The organism is Paucibacter sp. JuS9 (assembly GCF_044043925.2).
In the GTDB taxonomy this organism is placed as follows: domain Bacteria; phylum Pseudomonadota; class Gammaproteobacteria; order Burkholderiales; family Burkholderiaceae_C; genus JAUASW01.
On the sequence record NZ_CP194172.1, the window covers coordinates 3,591,749 to 3,612,699 of the forward strand.

The 20,951-nt window shown below is 66.8% G+C and carries 17 protein-coding genes; 6 read left to right on the forward strand and 11 right to left on the reverse strand.

The features are described from left to right. Nucleotides 1-6: 6 nt before the first annotated feature. Nucleotides 7-738: a copper homeostasis protein CutC gene (locus tag ABT392_RS15960; protein ID WP_395385305.1), complete on the forward strand. Its 732-nt coding sequence runs from the start codon at nucleotides 7-9 to the stop codon at nucleotides 736-738. Here ABT392_RS15960 and ABT392_RS15965 read toward each other — a convergent pair. Together ABT392_RS15965 and ABT392_RS15970 are read right to left on the reverse strand one after the other, a co-directional pair. Beyond that, nucleotides 700-3,090: an EAL domain-containing protein gene (locus ABT392_RS15965; RefSeq protein WP_334278338.1), complete on the reverse strand. Its 2,391-nt coding sequence runs from the start codon at nucleotides 3,088-3,090 to the stop codon at nucleotides 700-702. The two genes, ABT392_RS15960 and ABT392_RS15965, sit on opposite strands and share 39 nt — an antisense overlap. Before the next feature lie 126 nt (nucleotides 3,091-3,216). Next, nucleotides 3,217-3,594 (reverse strand): TraR/DksA family transcriptional regulator, encoded by a 378-nt coding sequence (locus tag ABT392_RS15970; RefSeq protein ID WP_334278339.1) that lies wholly within the window; start codon nucleotides 3,592-3,594, stop codon nucleotides 3,217-3,219. 114 nt (nucleotides 3,595-3,708) lie between these two features. Here ABT392_RS15970 and ABT392_RS15975 point away from each other — a divergent pair, with 114 nt between their 5' ends. Continuing rightward, the gene (locus ABT392_RS15975; RefSeq protein ID WP_334278340.1) at nucleotides 3,709-4,674 is read left to right on the forward strand and encodes a CBASS cGAMP-activated phospholipase; all 966 of its coding nucleotides are present in this window, start codon (nucleotides 3,709-3,711) and stop codon (nucleotides 4,672-4,674) included. Between the two features lie 101 nt (nucleotides 4,675-4,775). After that, nucleotides 4,776-7,436 (forward strand): bifunctional acetate--CoA ligase family protein/GNAT family N-acetyltransferase, encoded by a 2,661-nt coding sequence (locus tag ABT392_RS15980; RefSeq protein ID WP_395385304.1) that lies wholly within the window; start codon nucleotides 4,776-4,778, stop codon nucleotides 7,434-7,436. A 535-nt stretch (nucleotides 7,437-7,971) separates the two neighbouring features. Here the strand turns inward: ABT392_RS15980 and ABT392_RS15985 are convergent. Continuing rightward, on the reverse strand, nucleotides 7,972-8,430 hold the full coding sequence (locus ABT392_RS15985) for a universal stress protein (RefSeq protein ID WP_334278342.1): 459 nt from the start codon (nucleotides 8,428-8,430) through the stop codon (nucleotides 7,972-7,974). A 265-nt stretch (nucleotides 8,431-8,695) separates the two neighbouring features. Here ABT392_RS15985 and ABT392_RS15990 point away from each other — a divergent pair, with 265 nt between their 5' ends. Further along, nucleotides 8,696-9,817, forward strand: coding sequence for a 6-phosphofructokinase (locus tag ABT392_RS15990; RefSeq protein ID WP_395385303.1), 1,122 nt, complete (start codon nucleotides 8,696-8,698; stop codon nucleotides 9,815-9,817). A 92-nt stretch (nucleotides 9,818-9,909) separates the two neighbouring features. Here ABT392_RS15990 and glmS read toward each other — a convergent pair whose 3' ends face one another. Then, nucleotides 9,910-11,781 carry a glutamine--fructose-6-phosphate transaminase (isomerizing) gene (gene glmS, locus ABT392_RS15995; RefSeq protein WP_334278344.1) on the reverse strand — a complete coding sequence of 624 codons (1,872 nt, stop codon included), beginning with the start codon at nucleotides 11,779-11,781 and terminating at the stop codon, nucleotides 9,910-9,912. Between the two features lie 169 nt (nucleotides 11,782-11,950). Between glmS and ABT392_RS16000 the strand changes: the two genes are divergently transcribed. Continuing rightward, nucleotides 11,951-12,424: an Lrp/AsnC family transcriptional regulator gene (locus ABT392_RS16000; RefSeq protein WP_334278345.1), complete on the forward strand. Its 474-nt coding sequence runs from the start codon at nucleotides 11,951-11,953 to the stop codon at nucleotides 12,422-12,424. Here ABT392_RS16000 and ABT392_RS16005 read toward each other — a convergent pair whose 3' ends face one another. The 7 genes from ABT392_RS16005 to ABT392_RS16035 are packed head-to-tail and all read right to left on the reverse strand — an operon-like array spanning nucleotide 12,425 to nucleotide 19,490. Then, on the reverse strand, nucleotides 12,425-13,606 hold the full coding sequence (locus ABT392_RS16005) for a class I SAM-dependent rRNA methyltransferase (RefSeq protein ID WP_334278346.1): 1,182 nt from the start codon (nucleotides 13,604-13,606) through the stop codon (nucleotides 12,425-12,427). Between the two features lie 26 nt (nucleotides 13,607-13,632). Next, nucleotides 13,633-15,159, reverse strand: a complete 1,527-nt coding sequence (locus tag ABT392_RS16010; RefSeq protein WP_395385302.1) for a hypothetical protein — start codon at nucleotides 15,157-15,159, stop codon at nucleotides 13,633-13,635. A 41-nt stretch (nucleotides 15,160-15,200) separates the two neighbouring features. Beyond that, complete coding sequence (locus ABT392_RS16015) at nucleotides 15,201-16,148, reverse strand: tyrosine recombinase XerC (protein ID WP_395385301.1); 948 nt, start codon at nucleotides 16,146-16,148, stop codon at nucleotides 15,201-15,203. Further along, on the reverse strand, nucleotides 16,108-16,830 hold the full coding sequence (locus ABT392_RS16020) for a DUF484 family protein (protein ID WP_334278349.1): 723 nt from the start codon (nucleotides 16,828-16,830) through the stop codon (nucleotides 16,108-16,110). The genes ABT392_RS16015 and ABT392_RS16020 overlap by 41 nt, the downstream gene beginning before the upstream one ends. Further along, entirely contained in the window at nucleotides 16,827-17,687 is an 861-nt protein-coding gene (gene dapF / locus ABT392_RS16025; RefSeq protein WP_395385300.1) for a diaminopimelate epimerase, read from the reverse strand. Before dapF ends, ABT392_RS16020 begins: the two co-directional genes overlap by 4 nt. Nucleotides 17,688-17,703: 16 nt before the next feature. Next, nucleotides 17,704-18,591 (reverse strand): LpxL/LpxP family acyltransferase, encoded by an 888-nt coding sequence (locus ABT392_RS16030; RefSeq protein ID WP_464970821.1) that lies wholly within the window; start codon nucleotides 18,589-18,591, stop codon nucleotides 17,704-17,706. Next, a complete protein-coding gene (locus ABT392_RS16035; RefSeq protein ID WP_334278352.1) occupies nucleotides 18,591-19,490 on the reverse strand; it encodes a lysophospholipid acyltransferase family protein in 900 nt (299 codons plus the stop codon). The genes ABT392_RS16030 and ABT392_RS16035 overlap by 1 nt, the downstream gene beginning before the upstream one ends. A 164-nt stretch (nucleotides 19,491-19,654) precedes the next feature. Between ABT392_RS16035 and metK the strand changes: the two genes are divergently transcribed. Continuing rightward, nucleotides 19,655-20,836 carry a methionine adenosyltransferase gene (gene metK, locus ABT392_RS16040; protein WP_395385297.1) on the forward strand — a complete coding sequence of 394 codons (1,182 nt, stop codon included), beginning with the start codon at nucleotides 19,655-19,657 and terminating at the stop codon, nucleotides 20,834-20,836. The last annotated feature ends 115 nt before the right edge of the window (nucleotides 20,837-20,951 follow it).

A 20,951-nucleotide genomic window follows, 5' to 3' on the forward strand; every position in this document is an offset into this window, starting at 1 on the left:
AAGGCCATGAGCGTCCTGGAAGTCTGCGTTGATGACGTCGCCGGTCTGAACGCCGCGCTTGAAGGTGGTGCCGATCGCATCGAGCTGTGCGCCAGCCTGGACCTCGGTGGCGTCACGGCGTCAGCCGGCTTGATGGCGGAGGCCAGCAAGTTGGCCATCCCCGTAATAGCGTTGATCCGCCCGCGCGTCGGTGGCTTCACGTATGACGCCGCTGAAGAGCGCGTGATGCTGCGCGATATCGAGAGGGCTGGCGAGCTGGGGCTGGCCGGCGTTGCCATCGGCGCGCTGACGCGCGACGGTCGGCTCGACCTGGCGCTGCTGCAAGGTCTGGTCAAGCGCGCGCAAGGCATGCAGCTGACGCTGCACCGTGCCTTCGACCTCGTGCGCGATCAATCGCAGGCATTGGAGGACGCCATCGCGCTGGGCTTCCATCGCATCCTCACATCCGGCGGTGCATTGACGGCGCCCGAGGGCGCCGCCCAGATCGCATCGCTGGTCCGGCAGGGGCGTGGGCGCATCGGCATCCTGGCAGGCAGCGGCATCACTGCAGCGAATGCGGCCGAGTTGCTCAGCGCGACGGGCGTGCAGGAGCTGCACGCCTCGTGCAGAGGCCCGGGCGCTGAGCCGGATCCCGAGTTGCAGGCCTTCGGCTTTGCGGGTCCATCCCAGCGCATAACTTCCGCCTCGATGGTGCGCGAACTAAAGGCGCGCGTCCTGCGTGACATTCGGCCCATCTAGCCCGGCCACCGGTCGAGAAGGTGGGGCCTCCTGTCCGTGGGTTGGCGCCGCTGCGGCTGCTTGCAGCAAGCCCTGGAACTCACCGGCAGGCATGGGAATCCCCAGCAGGAATCCCTGAATATCGTCACAGCCCAGTTCGCGCAAGCATTCCAGCTGCACAGCCGTCTCGACGCCCTCGGCCACCACCCGAAGTCCCAGGGCGTGCGCCATCGAGATCACCGCCTTGACGATGGCATTGGCATTTACGTCGTCGGGCATGTTGCGGATGAAGGAGCGATCAATCTTCAGCGCATCGATAGGCAGGTGCCTGAGCATGCCCAAGGAAGAGTAGCCAACGCCGAAATCATCAATCGCGATCCGCACGCCCAGGCTGCGCAGGCGGTTCAGTATTTCGGCGCTCGGCTCGACGGTCTGCAACACGCTTTCAGTCAACTCCAGCTCGACACAGGCAGCGATGTCCTGCAGCGAATATTGCTCTAGCGCACCGCCGACCGAAGCGACCAAGTGGTCATACATGACCTGACGGCCGGAAACATTGATGGCCATCCGGATCGGTTCCAATCCTGCATCGACCCATGCGCGCAATTGAGCACAGGCGCGTTGCAGCACCCAGGCGCCCAAGGCGTTGATCAACGACGTCTGTTCCGCGACCGGTACAAATCGATCCGGCATCAGCAGCCCCAGCTTCGGGTGCTGCCACCTGAGCAGAGCCTCCACGCCAGTGACGCTCATGGTCGACAGGTCGAACTGTGGCTGGTAGTGCAGCGTCAGTTCGTTGCGCTCCAGTGCTGCCCGCAGGTCCATCTCCATGGCCAGTTGCTCGCGCACGCTGTCGGTGATCTCTGCGGTGTAGAACTCGAACGTGTTTCGCCCCTGCTCCTTGGCCCGGTACATGGCTGCATCGGCAGCCCGGCTCAGTTCATCGACGCCTTCGGCGTCCTCGGGATACAGGGCAATGCCGAGACTGGCCGACACAACCAGCTCCCGGCCCTCGAGCAGGATCGGAAGGGCCAGTGAGGAAATGATTTTCTGGGCCAGGGTGGCCACATCGTCCACGCGAGCAACGTCCTCGATCACCACCGTGAACTCGTCACCGCCCAGCCTGCACACCACATCCTCGGCGCGCACGACCTTCTTGAGCCTGTGACCGACTTCCTTCAGCAATTCATCTCCGGCGGCATGCCCCATCGAATCGTTGACCAGTTTGAAGCGATCCAGATCGATGAAGATCAGTGCCATCCTGGTCCGATGCCGCTTCGCACGCTCTATCGACTGCTGCAGGCTGCTGACGAACAACAGCCGGTTCGGCAGCCCTGTCAGCGGGTCGTGGTTGGCCAGGTGGCGAAGCCGCTCCTCGGCCTGCTTGAGTCGGGTGATGTCAGTCAGTATGGATACGTAACCCGACACGGCTCCCGCAGCATCCCTGACGACGCTGATGCTCTCCCACACCGGAAACAGCTCGCCGCCCTTGCGTCGGTTCCAGAGCTCTCCCTGCCACTGTCCCGTGGCGGTCAGGCTTGACCAGAGCCGCCCGTAGAAGCGTGCGTCCTGGCGGCCTGATTGCTGGAAGGAAGGATTGCGGCCAAGCACCTCGTCAGCCGTGTAGCCCGTCATGCTGGTGAAGGCATTGTTAACGTTGACGATACGCGCCTCAGAATCGGTCACGATGATGGCCTCCATGGTGCTGTCGAAAACGGCAGCGGCCTGGCTGAGCTGGGCTTCGACGCGGCGTCGGTCACTGATGTCCTGCACAAAGGCCTGCCATTGGCCGTCTGCCAGGATCTTTGCACTGACCTCGACGGGCAGGTAGCTGCCGTCGTTCCTCCTCAGGTTCCAGTCGGCCACATGGGTCTCGCCATGGAGCATCCGCCGCTTTGCCTCCTCAAGCCTGGGCAGATCGGTCGAAGGGATGAAGTCTGCGATGGCCTTCCCGACGATGTCCTCGCGCCGTGCACCCAGCAACCGGCAAGCGGCCCGATTGACATCGACATAGCGGCCATCAAGATCCGCCACGAAGATGCCATGCCCCGCTTGGTCGAACAGATCCCGCAGCCTTTGCTCGCTGCGTCGCATGCGCTCGTGCGAGAACGTGAACACAACGCCCATCGCGAGGAACACCAGCACGGGAACCACCGGCGCCCCGGCATCCTTGAAGAAGCGCAGCTCCGGCGGAATGAACAGGTACCAGACGAGCAGCGCGGACAGCGCCGTCGCATGCAGTCCCGCCACCCGGCCGCCGAACCATGAGCTGACGAAGACGGCCGGGTAGAACAGAAACCAAACATAAGGCCGGATCACCGACCAGAGGCTCCACTGCAAGAGCACGGCGAGCAAAGGTGGCGCAACGCTCATGCCCAAAGTTCTTGCCGGCCGTGACAACAGCCGCCGATGGAGCGCCTGCAAGGCCCTGCGCGTACTGCTCATCCACACTCCTCGGCTGAAGTCATCGCGCTCTCCCAGCTGCATTGCACTGATGGGCTATTCAGACCTTCTGCTCCAGCGGCTCTCGTGCAGACCTTGGCAGGCCGCGCAGCGCGACGCCGCGGGCAACAGCTGCAGACGGGCGAGGCCGACAGGTTCGCCGCAATCGATGCAGTCGCCGTAGCTGCCGTCGTCAACGCGTCGCAAGGCCGCCTCGATGGCCGCCATGGCACCCAGCTCGCGATGCACCTGCGCCTCGTCAAGCTCGTCATGCTGCAGCCGGTCAGCCAGGTCCTTGGTGTCGCCCGCTTCTGGCTCGTCCTGCGCCGCGCCTCGTGCGCGTTGTGCTGCCAGCAGCTCCGCCTGCAACGCCGACAAGCGCGACTCAAGACTCTGGCGCAAGCTGGCCAACTGGGAATTGGTGGAGGTATCCATGAGGCTTCCTGTTCGTTCGTTTGGAACCAGAACGATTCACGGTAGCAAGCCCACCACTGCCGCTGCTTGAGCTGCATCAAGCTGTATCTCGTTGCTCCGAGTCAAGCTCTCACCATGGCATACCCACCGATCAAGAATCCCGGCCCCGTGCGCGCGCTGGCACTGTCCGGTGGCGGCTTCCTGGGCCTATACACCGCGGTCGTGCTCGCCGGCCTGGAGGAGCGCATAGGCGAGCCGCTCGGCAGGCGCTTCGACCTGCTGGCGGGCACCTCCATCGGTGGGCTGCTGGCGCTGGCCCTGGCCTACGAGGTGCCGATGGCGCGCCTGGTGACCCTGTTCATGGAGCAGGGTCCGGCCGTGTTCTCCTCGCGTGAACTGCCCCAAGGCGCCCTGAGCCGGCTCGTCGACCTGAGTCGCTCGGTCATGGGGCCGAAGTACAGCGGCAAGGCACTGCGGGACGCCCTGCGCAACGAGCTTGGTGAGCAGCGCCTGGAGGATGCCAGGCACCGGGTGATCGTGCCTGCGGTCGACGTGCGAGATTGCCAGACCAAGGTCTTCAAGACGCCGCACGCAGCGGCATCGCTGGGCGATGGAGCGAGCAGTGCCGTCGATGTGGCGATGGCCGCCTGCGCTGCGCCGGCCTACTTCCCCTCGGTGCGCATCGGACGCCGGATCTATGCCGATGGAGGGCTGTTCGCCGTGGCACCCGACCAGCTCGCCCTGCACGAGCTGGAGCATTTCATCGGCGTGCCAGGCGAGCATGTGCTGATGCTTTCCATCGGCACCGCCGTGGCGCACTACCGTCCCTCAGGCGGTGTGCGCGAAGACGCCGGTGCTGTGGGCTGGTTGTCCGACGGCCGGCTGGTGTTGACCATGCTCTCGGCCCAGCAGCAGCATGTGCAGGCCATGCTGGAGGACCGCCTGGGCTCGCGCTACCTGCGCCTTGACGCAGACTGGCCCGCTTCAGCAGGCCTGGGCATCGACGTGGCCACGCCAGCTGCCATCGACCTGCTCGGCGCCCTGGCGCAGAAGACACTGAACAACACTGACACAGCCTTGCTGCAGGAGTTCATCGGCTGAGCCCCAAGTCCAGCCGACCGCAAGGAACCAGGACAAGGACATGCAGTCAGCGGGCTGTGACGGCTCCTGGCGGCACCCGACGATGAAAGAGTTCAAGCTTCATGAGCATCCGCAATCTGGACAAGCTGCTGAATCCCGCCTCCGTGGCCGTGGCCGGTGCCTCCGACCGGCCCGGCAGCGTGGGCACCACCGTATGGCAGCAGTTGCTGGGCGCTGGCTTTGCGGGGCCGGTGTATGCCATCAACCGCCATCATGAGCAGTTGAACGGCCAGCCCGTCTATGCCCGAGCCGAGGACTTGCCATCGGCCCCGGACCTGGCGGTGATCTGCACGCCGCCCGACAGCGTGGCAGGGCTGATCACCGAGTTCGGTCGACGGGGCACCCGCGCCGCCATCGTGATGACAGCCGGGCTGACGAGCGCCCAGCGCAGCGCCATGCTGGAGGCGGCGCGCCCCTGGCTGCTGCGCGTGCTCGGCCCCAACTGCCTGGGCCTGATGTCTCCACATCTGCGCCTCAACGCCAGTTTTGCCCACACCGATGCGCTGGCGGGCGAGATCGCCTTCATCTCGCAGTCGGGCGCACTGGTCACGGCCATGCTGGACTGGGCCAAGTCGCGCGAAATCGGCTTCTCGCACCTGGTGTCGCTGGGCGAGCATGCCGACGTTGACTTCGGCGATCTGCTCGACCATCTGGCCAGCGACGCGGGCACTCGCGCCATCCTGCTCTACATCGAATCGATCGAGGCACCGCGCAAGTTCATGTCGGCGGCGCGGGCTGCGGCGCGCAACAAGCCGGTGATCGTCGTCAAGGCCGGTCGCGCCGGCCATGGCGTGCAGGCGGCGGCCTCGCACACGCGGGCCATGGCGGCATCCGACGTGGTCTTCGATGCGGCGATCCGGCGCGCTGGCATGCTGCGCGTTGACCGGCTCCAGGAGCTCTTCACGGCAGCGGCCACGCTGGCCCACCTGCGCGACAGCGCCGGCAGCGTGCTGACGATCATGACCAATGGCGGCGGGGCTGGCGTGCTGGCTGCAGATGCAGCGGCGCTGGCCAAGGTGCCCATGCATGGGCTCGACGATGCGATGCTGGCACGACTCGATGCGAAGCTGCCAGCCACCTGGTCGCGGGCCAACCCGATCGACATCATCGGCGACGCGCCGATACAGCGTTACGTCGACACGCTGCAAGCCCTGATCGATGACCCAGACAGCGGCACCATCCTGTTCATGCATGCGCCCACAGCCATCGTGCGCAGCGAAGACATTGCGACGGCATGCGCGCCGCTGGCCGGCGCAGCGCGGCACCGCATGATGACCTGCTGGCTTGGTGGCGACTCGGTGATCCGGGCCCGCGAGACCTTCAGCGCGGCCGGTCTGGCCGACTACGAAACGCCCGAGGAGGCCGTGCAGGCCTGTGCGATGCTGGCCAGCTATCGCCACAACCAGGCACTGCTGGAGCAGGTGCCCAGCGCCAGCGAAGGACCGCCGCCCCGGCTTGCCGATGCCCGCCGCGTGATCGACCGCGCGCTGGCCGAGGGCCGCGAGATGCTCGACGAGACCGAAGCCAAGGCCGTGTTGCAGGCCTATGGCGTGCCAGTGGTCGAGACCCGCGCCGTGGGCCTGGAGGCCGCTGAAGTGCTGGCTGCAGCCGCCGCCATCGGCTATCCGCTGGCGCTCAAGCTGCGTTCGCCCGACATCGTCCACAAGAGCGACTGCGGTGCGGTGGCGCTGGATCTGGCTGACGAGGCCTCCTTGCTGCGCGCTCGCCTGGCGATGCTGGCGCAGGTGAGCGGCGCCATGCCCGCGGCGCGCCTGACGGGCTTCTCGGTCCAGTCCATGGCCAGCCGGCCGCATGCCAGCGAGCTGATCATCGGCGCCAGCGTGGACCCGATGTTCGGCCCCATCGTCCTGTTCGGTGAAGGCGGCACGGCGGTGGAGGTCCTGGCCGACCGGGCCATCGGCCTCCCACCTTTGAATCGGGTACTGGCCGGCGACATGGTGGCCCGCACCCGCGTGGCGCGAAGGCTGGCCGGCTATCGCGACCATGCGCCCGCCCGGCTCGATGCCATCAGCGATGTACTGATCGCCGTGGGGCAGATGGCGGCCGACCTGCCCGAGCTGGCCGAACTTGACATCAACCCGCTGTGGGCCGACGAAGAGGGCGTGCTGGCCCTGGATGCACGCATCCGCCTCGACGCGCGCGGCCCGGCAGGCATGGCGCACTTCGCCATCCTCCCCTATCCGGCCGAGCTGGCCGAGACCGTCGACTGGAGAGGCGAGGCCCTGCTGCTGCGCCCGATCAGGCCGGAGGACGGACCGGCGCACAAGGCCTTTGTGTGCAAGCTCGAGGTCGAGGACCTGCGGCTGCGCTTCTTCAGCTCGCGCCGCGAGCTGCCGGCGAGCCAGCAGGCGCGTCTGGTGCAGATCGACTATGCGCGCGAGATGGCGTTCATCGCCATGCGCAGCGAAGTCGATGGCTCATCGACGGTGCTGGGTGTCGTGCGCGCCGTGACCGACCCAGACAACGAGGCTGCCGAGTTCGCCATCATCGTGCGCTCCGATCTCAAGGGCCTGGGCCTGGGCCGCATCCTGATGGACAAGCTGCTGCGCTTTCTGGCGGCCCAGGGCACGCGGAAGCTGGAATGCGATGTGCTGCGCGAGAACGAGCCCATGCTGCGCCTGGCACGCCACCTTGGCATGGAGCAGGTGGCCTCGTTGTCAGGCGGTGGCGCATTGCATTTCCGTAAGCTGCTGCATCCCTAGACCGTGGACATTCGAACCATGTCGCCACAGCCACATCCGGCCGATGACGCATCCAGAAGATCGTGAAGAACGCGCACCGCATCAAGCCCTCGGAGCTGTCCTGTTGAAAGCGCTGGACCGCAAGCTGCTGCGTGACTTGCGCCTGTGTGGAGCCAGGCGCTGACGATTGCGCTGGTGGTGGCCAGCGGCATCGGCGGCTTTGTCACCAGCCTGTCTGCGGTCGATTCACTGGCGCAGGCCCGCGACGACTTCTATGCGCAGGGGCGCATTGCCGATGTGTTCGCCAGTCTCAAGCGCGCGCCCGATGCAGTGGCCGCGCAGCTGCGCGAGCTTCCCGGCGTGGCCGATGTGCAGACGACCACCGTGTTCGTGGCCGACGCCGGGCGCGCACGGCTCACCCGCGTGGTGCTGGCAGCCCGCAACGGCAGTTCGGCCTGGTTGCGCGAAGGTGTGAAAGCGGGCGCGCGGGTGATCATGTACCCGGGCGCAGCGGTCGTCGACGGCGCGCGGATACGCGAGCGCAGGGTCTGCGCGTCTAGGCGGCGTCCGGTGCCGGCACACGCACCATCAGCACGGGCACTGAACTGCCGCGCAACACCAGTTCGGCGTCACTGCCCATCAACAGGCGGCTCATGCCTCGCCGTCCGTGCGTGCCCAGCACGATCAGGTCGCATTGCTCCTTGGTGGCTTCATCAACGATCACGTTTGCAGCGCGCTCGCCGATGCCTTCGCGCAGCTGGGAAGAGACCTGCACGCCCTGCCTCTTGCATTGCTCGGCCGCCTTGCTGAGCAAGGCCAATCCTTGCTGACGAAGCACGTCCATCGATTGCAGGAAGGCCGCAGCGCTGGCATGTTCGGCATACATGGGATAGGCATCGATCACATGCAGCAGGCGCAGACCGGCGTCCAGCGGAATCGCCAGGCTGATCGCTTCCTGCAAGCCACGTTCGGCGGTAGCGCTGCCGTCCAGCGGCACGAGAATCAGCTTGTACATGGAGCCTCCTGCGAGCTGCTGCCCGTGCTTGACGCTCCCATGCTGGGCGCAGCACGGCGTGCGCAGCTTGCGCTGCGTCAAGCAAGCAGCATCCGGTACATCGCGGCCGAAGCAGGAGGCCCCTCGCCCCATGCCGCTTGGCATGAAGCGTCGCGACGGCGTCAACGAAAGGCAGCTCCTTGGCAGGCACTGCATCCGCGGGGCTGTTGAATGCGCCTGGTGGGGTAGCATTCAGCGGCGCAATCTCCCAGCCGCAGCTCGACGAATGCCCGCCAACAGCCCCTCCCCCATTCGCCGGATCGCGATCACCACAGGAGGTGGCGACGCGCCGGGCTTGAATTCGGTCATCTACGCCGTGACGCGCGCTGCCGAGCATCAGGGCTGGGACTGCCTGGGCATCCGTGACGGCTATGACGGGTTGCTGCGCCCCGAGCGCTTTCCAGGTGGCGGCTGCATGCGGCTGACGGCGGAGCGCGTGGAAGGCATCGCCGGCCTGGGCGGCACCCTGCTGGGATCCACCAACAAGGGCGATCCGTTTGCCTTTCCGACACCTCAGGCCGACGGCGGCATGCTGCTTTGCGACCGTTCCCAGGACGTGCTTGACGCCCTCGCCCATGAAGGTGTGGATGCCCTTGTCGCAGTGGGCGGCGATGGATCGCTGGCCATTGCCCACCGCTTCGCCCAACGCGGCCTCAAGGTCGTGGGCTTGCCCAAGACCATAGACAACGACCTGGCCCACACGGCCACGACCTTCGGTTTCGACACGGCCGTCGATTTCGCGACGGACTGCATCGACCGCTTGCACACGACGGCCGCCAGCCACCATCGCATTCTCGTTGTCGAAGTGATGGGGCGTTACGCGGGCTGGATCGCCCTGCATGCCGGCCTCGCCGGTGGCGCTCACGTCATCCTGCTGCCCGAGCTGCCCTTCAATCTGGACATCGTGGCCGACCTGATCCGGCGACGCGACGCACGAGGCATGGCTTACTCCATCGTCGTGGTCGCAGAAGGCGCGCGCCCGTTGGACGGCAAACGGGTGGTGGTCGCCCCGGCCGGGGGCGGCCATGCCGAGAGACTCGGCGGCGTGGGCGAGCAGGTCACCACGGAGCTGGCTCAACTGACCGGCAAGGATTCGCGCTGTGTCGTGCTTGGGCATCTCCTGCGCGGAGGCAGTCCGACCGCTTTCGATCGTGTGGCTGCACTGCGTTTTGGCACCGCTGCCGTGCGGAGTCTGGCAGCAGGGCAGAGCGACATCATGGTGGCGCTTGATGGCAATGAGGTCCGTGCCGTGCCGCTTGCCGACGTGGCCGGCCGCATGAAAGTGGTCCCCGTGGATGGAGACACCGTCGCCACGGCCCGCGCACTGGGCATCTGCCTCGGAGCTTGACGGAAGCTCCAGGTGAATGCAACGACAGCAAGCTCAAGCCTGAAGTCGAGGTCTTTGTCCGTACGGTGAAAGACCCAATCTGAAAAGACGCATCACTCGACGGTAACGCTCTTGGCGAGGTTTCTGGGCTTGTCCACATCCGTCCCCCGCGCGCAAGCCGTGTGATACGCCAGCAACTGCAGCGGGATCACGTGCAGGATGGGGCTCAGGGCGCCGTAGTGCTCGGGCATGCGGATCACATGGACGCCGGCATCGCTCTCAATACGCGTGTCGCCGTCGGCGAACACATAGAGCTCGCCGCCGCGTGCGCGAACTTCCTGCATGTTGCTCTTGAGCTTTTCAAGCAGCGCGTCGTTCGGAGCCACCGTCACCACGGGCATCTCGGCCGTGACCAGGGCCAGCGGGCCGTGCTTGAGCTCGCCGGCCGGGTAGGCCTCGGCGTGGATGTAGCTGATCTCCTTGAGCTTCAGCGCGCCTTCCAGGGCGATCGGGTAGTGCAGGCCGCGGCCGAGGAAGAGTGCATTTTCCTTGCGCGCAAAGTCTTCGCTCCAGGCAATGACTTGCGGCTCCAGCGCCAGCACAGCCTGCACGGCCACCGGCAGGTGGCGCAGGGCCTTCAGGTGCTCGGCTTCCTGCTCTTCGCTCAGATGGCCACGGGTCTGCGCCAGCGCCAGCGTCAATACGAACAGGCCCACGAGCTGGGTGGTGAAGGCCTTGGTCGACGCCACGCCGATCTCGGCGCCGGCACGGGTGATGAAGCTGAACTGGGTCTCGCGCACCATGGCGCTGGTCGACACGTTGCAGACCGTCAGCGTGTGCTGCATGCCCAGTGAGCGCGCATGCTTCAAGGCGGCCAGCGTGTCGGCAGTCTCGCCGCTCTGGCTGATGGTAACGACCAAGGTGCGCGGGTTTGGCACGCTGTCGCGGTAGCGGTATTCGCTGGCGATCTCGACGCTGGTCGGGATCTTGGCGATGCTCTCCAGCCAGTACTTGGCCGTGGAACCCGAGTAGTAGCTGGTGCCGCAGGCCAGGATCAGGACCGAGTCGATCTCCTTGAAGGCGCCGTAAGCGCCGTCACCAAAGATCTCGGGGCTGATGCTGGTGATCGCGTCCAGCGTGTTGGCAATTGCCACGGGCTGCTCGAAGATTTCCTTCTGCATGTAGTGGCGATAGGGGCCCAGCTCGGCCGCGCCGCTGTGGGCGTGCACGGTCTTGACCTCGCGCTGCACGGTCTCGAAGCGGCCACTGCCGGCATCGAGATGGCTGATCCAGTAGCGGCCCAGCTGCAGGTCGACCACATCGCCCTCTTCCAGGTAGACGATCTGGTCGGTCACACCGGCCAGGGCCATCGCGTCAGACGCCAGGAAGTGCTCGCCCTGCGCCGGGTCGGTGCCCACACCCAGCACCAGTGGCGAGCCTTCGCGCGCGCCGATCACGCGGTGCGGTTCGTCGCGGCTGAACACGGCGATGGCGTAGGCACCCTTCAGGCGGGTGATGGCTTGCTGCACGGCTTCAAGCAGGTCACCGTGATAGAGATGGTCGACCAGATGCGCGATCACTTCCGTGTCGGTCTGGCTGTGGAATTCATAGCCACGGGCACGCAGCTCGGCGCGCAGCTCGTCGTGGTTCTCGATGATGCCGTTGTGGACCAGCGCAATGCGGCCCGCCGTGGCGGCGCTGGCGTTGGGGCCGTGCGAGAAATGCGGATGGGCGTTGTGCACCGCCGGCACGCCGTGCGTGGCCCAGCGCGTGTGGGCGATGCCGGTGCCGGAGGCGATGCCGTCTTCAGCGGTCTGCCCATGCAGCTCGGCCACGCGGGAAGTGGAGCGCGCGCGCTTCAGTTCGCCGCCCTGGTGCACCGCCACGCCGCAGGAGTCGTAGCCGCGGTATTCAAGGCGCTTCAGGCCTTCGATCAGGATGGGAACGATGTTGCGCTGACTGACGGCGCCGACGATGCCACACATGGTTGGTCTCCCGGAGGGATGGCTGCAATGGCCGGGATACTAGGCAGTCCGACGTGGTATTTGCCGTCAAAATTCAACGACATTTGCAATAATCGTCCGTCGTGAAATATTCACGGCGAATAATTTCACAAATCAAATGCAAACGAACGATTCAATCATTCGCAAGCCAATGGAGTTGGATGCAACCGACTGGCGGCTGCTGGATCTGTTGCAGGAAGACGCCGCCCTGTCCAACCAGGCGCTGGCCGAGAAGGCCCATGTGTCGCCGGCCACCTGCCTGCGGCGGGTCAAGCGCCTGGTGGATGCCGGCATCATCGAGCGGCGCGTGGCCCTGCTCTCGCCAGACAAGCTGGGCGCCGGGCTCTCGGCCATCGTCGAGATCACGCTGGACCGGCAAGGCGCGGAGCACCTGGCCGACTTCGAGTCCAAGGTGATAGCCGACCCTGCCGTGCAGCAATGCTGGCGCGTCTCGCCAGGCCCGGACTTCGTGCTGGTGCTGCAGGTGGCCGACATGCCGGCCTATCACGCACTGGTGCAGCGCCTGTTCACGCAGCAGGCGAACGTTCGCAATGTGAAGAGCTTCTTCGCGGTGCAGCGGAGCAAGTTCGAGCCGAGGCTGAACCTGACGCGCCCCAGCGCCTGATCAACGTTTCAGGATCAGCAAGCCCTTCAAATACTCACCCTCAGGGAAGCAGATCGTCTGCGGATGGTCGGGCGTGGCGCCCACGCGGTCGAGGATGAAGCCGTCGGCCGGCGCGTCCAGGCCTGCACCGGCCACGATCTTGTGGAACAGGTCAGGCGGGATGCCGCCGGAGCAGGAAAAGGTGAACAGGATGCCGCCCGGCTGCAGCAGCTTCAGGGCCAGGCGGTTGATGTCCTTGTAGGCGCGCGCCGCACGCTCGGCGTGCGCGGCGGTGGGCGCGAACTTGGGCGGGTCCAGCACGATGGCGTCATAGCGCTCGCCGTTCTGCAAGGCCTGGCGCAGCGTGGCGTTCACATCGGCATCGAGCGCCTTGTGGTGCGCCGGGTCAAAACCGTTCAGCGCCACATGGGCCGTGGCACGCGCCAGCGAAGGCCCGGAGGAATCGACGCTCGTCACATCTGTGGCGCCGCCCGCTAGCGCGGCGACCGAGAAGCCGCCGGTGTAGCTGAAGCAGTTGAGCACGCGCTGACAGCCGTACTGGCGCACGGTGTCGGCGAACTTCTTGCGGTTGTCGCGCTGGTCCAGGTAGTAGCCGGTCTTGTGGCCCTCGGCCACGTCCAGGGTCAGCTGCCACTGGTGCTCCTGGATCGTGCGCTCGGTCGGGCCCTCGCCGCGCAACCAGGCGCGCACTTCGGGCAGGCCCTCGAGCGCGCGCACATTCGCGTCGCTGCGTTCGAAGATCTTCGTGAGGCCGGTGGCGGCCAGCAGCGCATCGGCAATCTGGGCCTTCCAGCGCTCGGTGCCGGCCGACGAGAACTGCACGCTCAAGACATCGTCGTAACGGTCCACCACAAGTCCCGGCAGGCCATCGGCCTCGCCGTGGACCAGGCGCATTGCGTTCGAGGCGATGGGTAGGCGCGCGCGGACTGCAACCGCTGCAGCGATGCGCCGCTGGAAAAAGGCGGCATCGATGCGCTCCGATTCATCGAAGCTCCAGACCCGCGCCCGTATCAGCGACTGCGGGCTGTAAGCCGCCCAGCCAAGAAACTGGCCGTCGGACGACTCGACCCGCACGGTCTCGCCGCTGTCGCCACCGCCCTTGGCGATGGAGCCCTCGAAGACCCAGGGATGGCGGCGTTGCAGCGAGCGCTCCTTGCCGGCGCGCAGACGAATGGTTTTCATGGGCGGCATTGTCGCCGCCGCCGGCCTCAGCGGCTCACCGCACCGAAGGCATAGCCCAGCGAGAGGTCGAAGGTGCTGGTCGACTGGGTGTCGCCGCGCAGGCTGCGCCATTGGCCGACCGCCATGCGCAAGCGGGTGCGCTTTTGTTCGCCGAAGCGCCATTGCGCCCAGAGCTCGCTCTGCGCCGCCGCGCCGCCCGAGACGGCAACACTGCCGCCACCCGCAGCGCCCAGCAACAGACCGCCGCCGAAATTGAGCCGGCCCTTCATCACCGGGCTGGTCTGCAGGCCGGCGCCGATCAAGCCAACTGAATAGCCGCCCGCCGAGCCCCAAGCCGCGCTGCCGGCACGCACCGTGGCATAGGCATGCTCACTCAGTTCCTGCGTCAACAGCATCTGCAGGTGACCGATGTCCTCTTGCCGGCCATCGCGCATGCGCAGGCCCGGCTGGTGCTGATAGCTGAAGAACAACGCCTGCGAACGCACGGTGCCACTCGTGGGCGTGAAAACCTCGTCGCGGCGGGCCGTGCTGTCCAGCGGCAGGCCGATGGCCACCCGCGTGTACGTGCTCTTGAAGCTGCCGCTCGGCGCGCCCATCAGGCCGGCCTCCAGATGGAGCGACGGGCCCCAGGGGCTGATCCAGCGCAGCGTCGGGCCGGTCTTGACGATCCAGCCATTGCCGGTGTCCAGGTTGCCACCGCCACCCAGGCCGATACCGGCATGCCAGCCGGCGCGCAGCTTCGGCGCGCTCAAGGCCCAGTCCTGCCCCGCCGAGAACAGGAGCTCCATATAGCCGTCGTTGCCCCCGGTGCTGGCGCCGGCGCCTTCGACGCCCCACCAGCTGCCCTCGGTGATGTACTGCCGCAAGGAGGCGCCAGCCTTGCCGATGGCCGCGCGCGTGGGCAGTCCGTCGCGGCCGATGCTGCTGTGCCGCGGGCGATAGCTGCCCACCGTCGGCAAGACTTCGTCGATGCCCAGGCCCGTGCGGCGATACGGCGCCGCGCGACGGCCTTCGTCGGTGGGCGAGAAGCTGAAAAAGCCGTCGGTCACACCGACGACCAGGCTGAGTGAACTCCCGCGCACATTGCCGCTGGGGAAGCGCGTATGCGCCAGCGCCAGACCCGTGTACCAGCTGCCGAATTCGACCCGGTAAGACAACTCGGGGCGCAGCATCAGCCCACCCCCGAAGCGCACCTGTTCGGAGCCGACACCGCCGCCGGCACCTGCAAACAGGCCGGCCGCGACATGGCCGTGCTGGCCGACCCGCCAGCGGCGCTGGGCGGTCATGCCCATCGTGAACAGGCCACCCATCTTGCCCCGCGCCGCGCCGTAGACGCTGGGGCCGACGCCCCAGTCCTCATTCATCGCCACCAGATAGCTGAAGCCGGCCAGCGCCATGCGGTCACCGGTGGGCAGCTTCACGGGCGTCCAGCTGGCTTCGAAGGCGGCCGGCTGGGCCCGCAGCGCGCCCGGCGTCGGTGGTATCGGGTCATCGGCCCAGGCATTGGCAACAAGGCCCAGCGCCAGGCCCGGCAGAAGGCAGTATCGGAACATAGCCGCGCACCATACCAGGGTGCGGCGGCGCATTCGGTCGCTCACTTCTTCTTGGCCCGCGGATGGGCGGCGTCATACACCTTGGCGAGGTGCTGGAAATCGAGCTTCGTGTAGACCTGGGTCGTCGCGATGTTCGCGTGGCCGAGCAGTTCCTGCACCGCACGCAAATCACCACTGGACTGCAGAAGATGCGAGGCGAATGAGTGCCGCAGCATGTGCGGATGGACGTGCGACGGCATGCCCGCCGCCAGCGCGCGGGCCTTCAGGCGCAGGCGCACCTGGCCGGCCTGGAAGCGCGAGCCGCGGGGCCCGACCAGCAAGGCGGGTTCATCGGGCTTGGCGATCTGCTGGCGCAGCGGCAGCCAGTGGTCCAGCGCCTCCAGGGCCGCACGGCCCAGCGGCACCGAGCGCCGCTTGCTGCCCTTGCCCAGCACCTGCAGTTCGGCGTTGCCAAGCTCCACCCAGCCAGCGGCGGCCGCGCTGCCATGGACGTCCAGGCCCACCAGCTCGGCCACGCGCAGGCCGCAGCCGTAGAGCAGCTCGACGATCAGGCGGTCCCGCGCTTCGTTGATCGGGTCCGCTGCCTCGCTCTTGAACTCGGCCAGCTGCACCGAGTCGTCCACCGACAAGGCCTTGGGCAGCGGCTTGCCGGCCTTGGGCGCTCGCAGCCCGTCGATCGGGTTGAAGGCCACGCGCTGCTCCGTACCGAGCCAGCGGTAGAGGCCGCGCCAGGCGGAGAGCATCAGGGCCAGGCTGCGCGGCGCCAGGCCACCGCGGTGCAGCTCGGCCACCCAGCGGCGCGCCTGCTGGGCGGTCAGGCTCAGCAGCTCGACCTTGTCGCGCACAGCCAGCGCGTTGAGGCGCTGCAGCGCCTCGCTGTAGATCGTCAGCGTGCGGCCGGCCAGCCGGCGCTGCACCTGGCAATAGGCCAGGTAGGCCGGCAGGAACTCAGGCTGTGGGTGCAGCAGAGCTTTCGCCGGCATCGGCATCCTGCAGCAGGCGCGCCAGGCCGGCGCTGGCGATCTCGCCGATGCGGGCCAGGAATTCGGTGCCCATCTCGGCCGTGTAGCGGGTGGCGTCGGGCGAACCCAGCACCAGCAGGCCGAAGCTGCGGCCCTGGATCGTCAAGGGAATCAGCGCCAGCGACAGCGCACCGGAGCCCTCGCCCAGCCAGCGTGCCGCCTCGAAACCGGAGTTGATGCCGCAATAGGGGTGGCTGAGGCTTTCGGCAAAGCTGCGCACATCGGCGCTCACGGTCTGCGCGAAGTCAGCCTCGCTGAATTCAGGAGACGTGCCCCACAGGCGCAGGCCGGCCAGCGGAATCAGGAATTGGTGGCGCAACTCGTCGAGCAGCACGGTGGGCAGCTTGGCCGCGTCACTGGTCAGCATCAGGGCACGGGTCCAGCGGTGCAGCCGGTCGGCAATGGCCACGTTCTCCTGGCCGTTGCGGATCATCTCGATCAGCTTCTGCTCCAGGCCCTTGATCTTCTCGCGCAGCATTTCGGCCTGGCGCTCCTGCAGCGACACGGCACGGGCACTGTGCGGATGGCTCAGTTGCACCGAAGCCAGCAGCTCGGCATGGCGCTCGAAGAAGGCCGGGTTGTTGGCCAGGTAGTTGGCAATGTCCTGCTCGGTGATGCCGTCGGTACCTTGGTTTTGGTTGCTGCTCACAGCGTGATCTCTCCTTCAAACACTTGCACAGCGGGGCCGGTCATGAACACGGCCGCATCAAGGCCGGCACTGGCGCCGGCCCATTCAATCGTCAGCACACCTCCGTGGGTCTGCACATCCACTCGCGCGTCCAGCAGGCCCAGGCGGATGCCCGCAACCACCGCCGCGCAAGCGCCGGTGCCACAGGCGAGCGTCTCGCCGGCGCCGCGTTCGAATACGCGCAGTTTCACATGGCTGCGGTCGATCACCTGCAGGAAGCCGGCATTGACGCGACGGGGAAAACGCGCATGGTTCTCGATCAGCGGGCCCTGGCTCAGCACCGGGGCGGCGGCCACGTCCTCGACCACTTGCACCGCATGCGGATTGCCCATCGAGACGACGGCCACCTCGACACCCAGGTCCACCAGGGGCCAGAGCTCGAAGCCATTGACCTCGCGCGGCTGCAGGGCCTTGGCATCGAAGGGCACGCGCCCGGTCTCGAAGATCGGTGCCCCCATGTCCACCGTGACCCGGCCGTCGTCGCGCAGATGCAGCTCCAACAGGGCCGCCATGGTGCGCACGCGGATGCTGCGCTTGGTCGTCAGGCCATGGTCGACCACATAGCGGACGAAGCAGCGCGAGCCATTGCCGCAGTGCTCCACCTCTTCTCCAGTGCCGCCGTTGAAGATGCGATACGCGAAGTCGTCGCCCGGCTCGCGGCCCGGCTCGATGACCAGGATCTGGTCGCAGCCCACACCGAAGCGGCGGTCGCCCAGGCGGCGCATCTGCTCGGTGGTCAGCGCAAAGGGCTCTTTCGTGGCGTCGATGACCACGAAGTCATTGCCCGCGCCATGCATCTTGGTGAAGCGCAAATTCATCAGCCGATTATCAGCTTCAATAGAGCGAGGGCTCGCCAGGCGGCCGGGTCTTGAAACGCTTGTGCACCCAGAGGTACTGCGCCGGGTTGGCGCGGATGCGCTGCTCCAGCCAGGCATGGAAGGTGTGGGCGTCGGCCAGCGCATCGCCGCTGGGGTAGTTGGGAATCGGGTCGCAGGCCTCGATCCTGATGCCCTCGCCGCCCGGCAGCATCGTGATCACCAGCGGCTGGACGATCATCTTCTGGCTGTCGGCCATGCGGGCCGGCGCCAGCAAGGTGCAGGCAGGCACGCCAAAGAACGGCACGAAGGCGGAGTCCTTCTGGCCAAAATCCATATCGGGCGCATTGACGAAGCCATAGCCCTGCTTGATGAAGCGAAGCACCGGGCGGATGCCGTCATGCCGGTCCACCAGCGCGTTCTTGCCGAAGCGGCCGCGGCCGGTCAGCATCTGCTTGTCGAAGACCGGGTTGCTCTGTGCCTGGTAGACGTCCACCGCCGGCGTCTGCTGCCTGAGCATCAAGGCCGGCCCCGACCATTCGAGGCCGATGAAATGCGGCAGCAACCACATCACCGGCTGCTCGCTGCGGTCGGCCAGTCCGAAGTCGCCCTCGATGTGCATCAGCTTCTTCAGCCGCTCCGCCGAGGCGTACCAGAGCAGGCCGCGCTCCAGGAAGCCGCGGCCCATCAGGGCGAAGTGCTCGCGGGCCAGGGCCTCTCGCGCCACTGCATCAAGCTCGGGGAAGCACAGCTCCAGGTTGCGCAGGGCAATGCGCTTGCGCGACTTGGCCAGGCGCCAGAGCAAGGCGCCCAGGCCCCGGCCCAGCGCCGTCAGCATCGGCAGCGGCAGGAAATGCAGCAGCCACAGCAGGCCCAGCAACAGCCGCGCGAACAAGCGGCCCAGCATCAGGCCCCACCCCCCGGATAACTCCCCGGCTTGCCCTCGGGCTTGGCCACGCCGATGTCCAGCCCGCGCGGCTGCTTGTAGCGGTGGTAGCCCCAAAGGTACTGGCCTGGCGCTTGCAGAATGAGGTCTTCCATGGCCTTGTTGATCAAGAGGGCTGCGGATTCTGGCGTGGATTCGGCCGGAATCGCCGGGGCGGGTCGCACCCGCGCCACATAGCCGCGTGCGCCAGGCAGGCGCTCGCCCCAGATCACCAGCAGGGCCGCGCCGGTCTGCTGCACCAGGCGGCCGGCCAGGGTCATGGTGTAGGCCTCGCGGCCGAAGAAGGGCACCCAGGTGCCCAGGCCTTCCGGCGGCACCTGGTCGGGCAGGAGGCCGACGATCTGGCCCTGGCGCAAGGCACGGATCATCTGCCGCACACCGGCCAGATTGGCCGGTGCCGTGGCCAGGCCGGGGCGCCCCCGCGAGGCATCGACCACATCGCGCATCCAGGGCTTGCGGGCCGGGCGGTAGAGCACGGTGATCGGATGCGTGTCGCCCCAACGCTCGGCAATCGCCTGCGCCGTGACCTCGAAACAGCCCATGTGCGGTGTCAGGATCAGGAGGCCCTTGCCCTGGGCCAGGGCCTGGTCGATCAGCTCCGCGCCGTCCCAGCGCAGCATGCCGCCCAGCGGCTGCGTAGGCGGCCGCAACCACAGCCAGGCGGTCTCGGCAATCATGCGGCCGGCCGAGGCGATGGCCGGCCGGCCCTGCGCCGGTGCCAGGCCCGCCTGGGCCACATTGGCAGCGAAGCGACGCCGGTAAGTGGGTGACAGAAGCCAGGTCAACCAGCCCGCCACGGCGCCCAGCGCGTGCAAAAGCCGCAGTGGCAAGCGGGAGAGCAAACGCATCAGGAGGAACATGTTTCTATAATTCGCACATCGCCGAGTTAAAAGGACAACTTGCGGGGCGACGCGGGGGCAACCCCGCCGGGCTGTTTCCACAGCTCAACAAATGCCGCTAAAGCGTTCGCCGCATCGCTCCACCAGCACGGCAACGCCGATGGACTATCTACTGGAGTGTAAAAGTGGCGAACGATTTTCTCTTTACTTCTGAATCCGTCTCGGAAGGTCACCCCGACAAGGTGGCAGACCAGATCTCCGACGCGATTCTCGACGCAATCTTTGCGCAAGACCCCCGTTCGCGCGTAGCCGCCGAGACCCTGTGCAACACCGGCCTCGTGGTGCTGGCCGGTGAGATCACCACCAACGCCCATGTGGACTACATCCAGGTGGCGCGCGACACGATCAAGCGCATCGGCTACGACAACACCGAATACGGCATCGACTACAAGGGCTGCGCGGTCCTGGTGGCATATGACAAGCAGTCCAACGACATCGCCCAGGGCGTGGACCATGCCTCCGACGACCACCTGAACATCGGCGCCGGCGACCAGGGCCTGATGTTCGGCTATGCCTGCGACGAGACGCCCGAGCTGATGCCCGCGCCGATCTATTACGCCCACCGCCTGGTGGAGCGCCAGGCCCAGCTGCGCAAGGACGGCCGCCTGCCCTTCCTGCGCCCGGACGCCAAGAGCCAGGTGACGATGCGCTATGTGGACGGCAAGCCGCACAGCATCGATACCGTGGTGCTCTCCACCCAGCACGCGCCCGAGTACTCGCTCGGCGACCGCATGACGGACGAGTTCTACGAAGCCATCCGTGAAGAGCTGATCAAGCCGGTGCTGCCCAAGGAATGGGTCAACGCCGACACCAAGTACCTGATCAACCCGACCGGCCGCTTCGTCGTGGGTGGCCCGCAGGGTGACTGCGGCCTCACGGGGCGCAAGATCATCGTCGACACCTACGGCGGCGCCTGCCCGCACGGCGGTGGCGCGTTCAGCGGCAAGGACCCGTCCAAAGTGGACCGTTCGGCCGCCTACGCCGCCCGCTACGTGGCCAAGAACATCGTTGCCGCCGGCCTGGCCCGCCAGTGCCAGATCCAGGTGGCCTACGCCATCGGCGTGGCCCGCCCGATGAACGTGACGGTCTACACCGAAGGCACCGGCGTGATCCCCGACGACCAGATCGCCAAGCTGGTCAACGAGCATTTCGACCTGCGTCCCAAGGGCATCATCCAGATGCTGGACCTGCTGCGCCCGATCTATTCGAAGACGGCGGCCTATGGCCACTTCGGTCGGGAAGAGCCGGAATTTACTTGGGAAAGAACCGACAAGGCGGCCGCGCTGCGCGCAGCGGCCGGGCTGTAAAGCCCGGCAACCGCCTTGCGGTTCGGCCGTCTTGGGGCGGCGCTCATATCGCTTGCGATGTGAGCGCAGACCACAAGGCCGCAGCGATCGCCAACCCTAAGGGCCACTCCGGTGG

Coding starts and splice junctions, on each gene's coding strand:
- ABT392_RS15960 (WP_395385305.1), top strand. CDS start 7: ATGAGCGTCCTGGAAGTCTGCGTTGATGACGTCGCCGGTCTGAACGCC.
- ABT392_RS15965 (WP_334278338.1), bottom strand. CDS start 3,090: ATGAGCGTTGCGCCACCTTTGCTCGCCGTGCTCTTGCAGTGGAGCCTC.
- ABT392_RS15970 (WP_334278339.1), bottom strand. CDS start 3,594: ATGGATACCTCCACCAATTCCCAGTTGGCCAGCTTGCGCCAGAGTCTT.
- ABT392_RS15975 (WP_334278340.1), top strand. CDS start 3,709: ATGGCATACCCACCGATCAAGAATCCCGGCCCCGTGCGCGCGCTGGCA.
- ABT392_RS15980 (WP_395385304.1), top strand. CDS start 4,776: ATGAGCATCCGCAATCTGGACAAGCTGCTGAATCCCGCCTCCGTGGCC.
- ABT392_RS15985 (WP_334278342.1), bottom strand. CDS start 8,430: ATGTACAAGCTGATTCTCGTGCCGCTGGACGGCAGCGCTACCGCCGAA.
- ABT392_RS15990 (WP_395385303.1), top strand. CDS start 8,696: ATGCCCGCCAACAGCCCCTCCCCCATTCGCCGGATCGCGATCACCACA.
- glmS (WP_334278344.1), bottom strand. CDS start 11,781: ATGTGTGGCATCGTCGGCGCCGTCAGTCAGCGCAACATCGTTCCCATC.
- ABT392_RS16000 (WP_334278345.1), top strand. CDS start 11,951: ATGGAGTTGGATGCAACCGACTGGCGGCTGCTGGATCTGTTGCAGGAA.
- ABT392_RS16005 (WP_334278346.1), bottom strand. CDS start 13,606: ATGAAAACCATTCGTCTGCGCGCCGGCAAGGAGCGCTCGCTGCAACGC.
- ABT392_RS16010 (WP_395385302.1), bottom strand. CDS start 15,159: ATGTTCCGATACTGCCTTCTGCCGGGCCTGGCGCTGGGCCTTGTTGCC.
- ABT392_RS16015 (WP_395385301.1), bottom strand. CDS start 16,148: ATGCCGATGCCGGCGAAAGCTCTGCTGCACCCACAGCCTGAGTTCCTG.
- dapF (WP_395385300.1), bottom strand. CDS start 17,687: ATGAATTTGCGCTTCACCAAGATGCATGGCGCGGGCAATGACTTCGTG.
- ABT392_RS16030 (WP_464970821.1), bottom strand. CDS start 18,591: ATGCTGGGCCGCTTGTTCGCGCGGCTGTTGCTGGGCCTGCTGTGGCTG.
- ABT392_RS16035 (WP_334278352.1), bottom strand. CDS start 19,490: ATGTTCCTCCTGATGCGTTTGCTCTCCCGCTTGCCACTGCGGCTTTTG.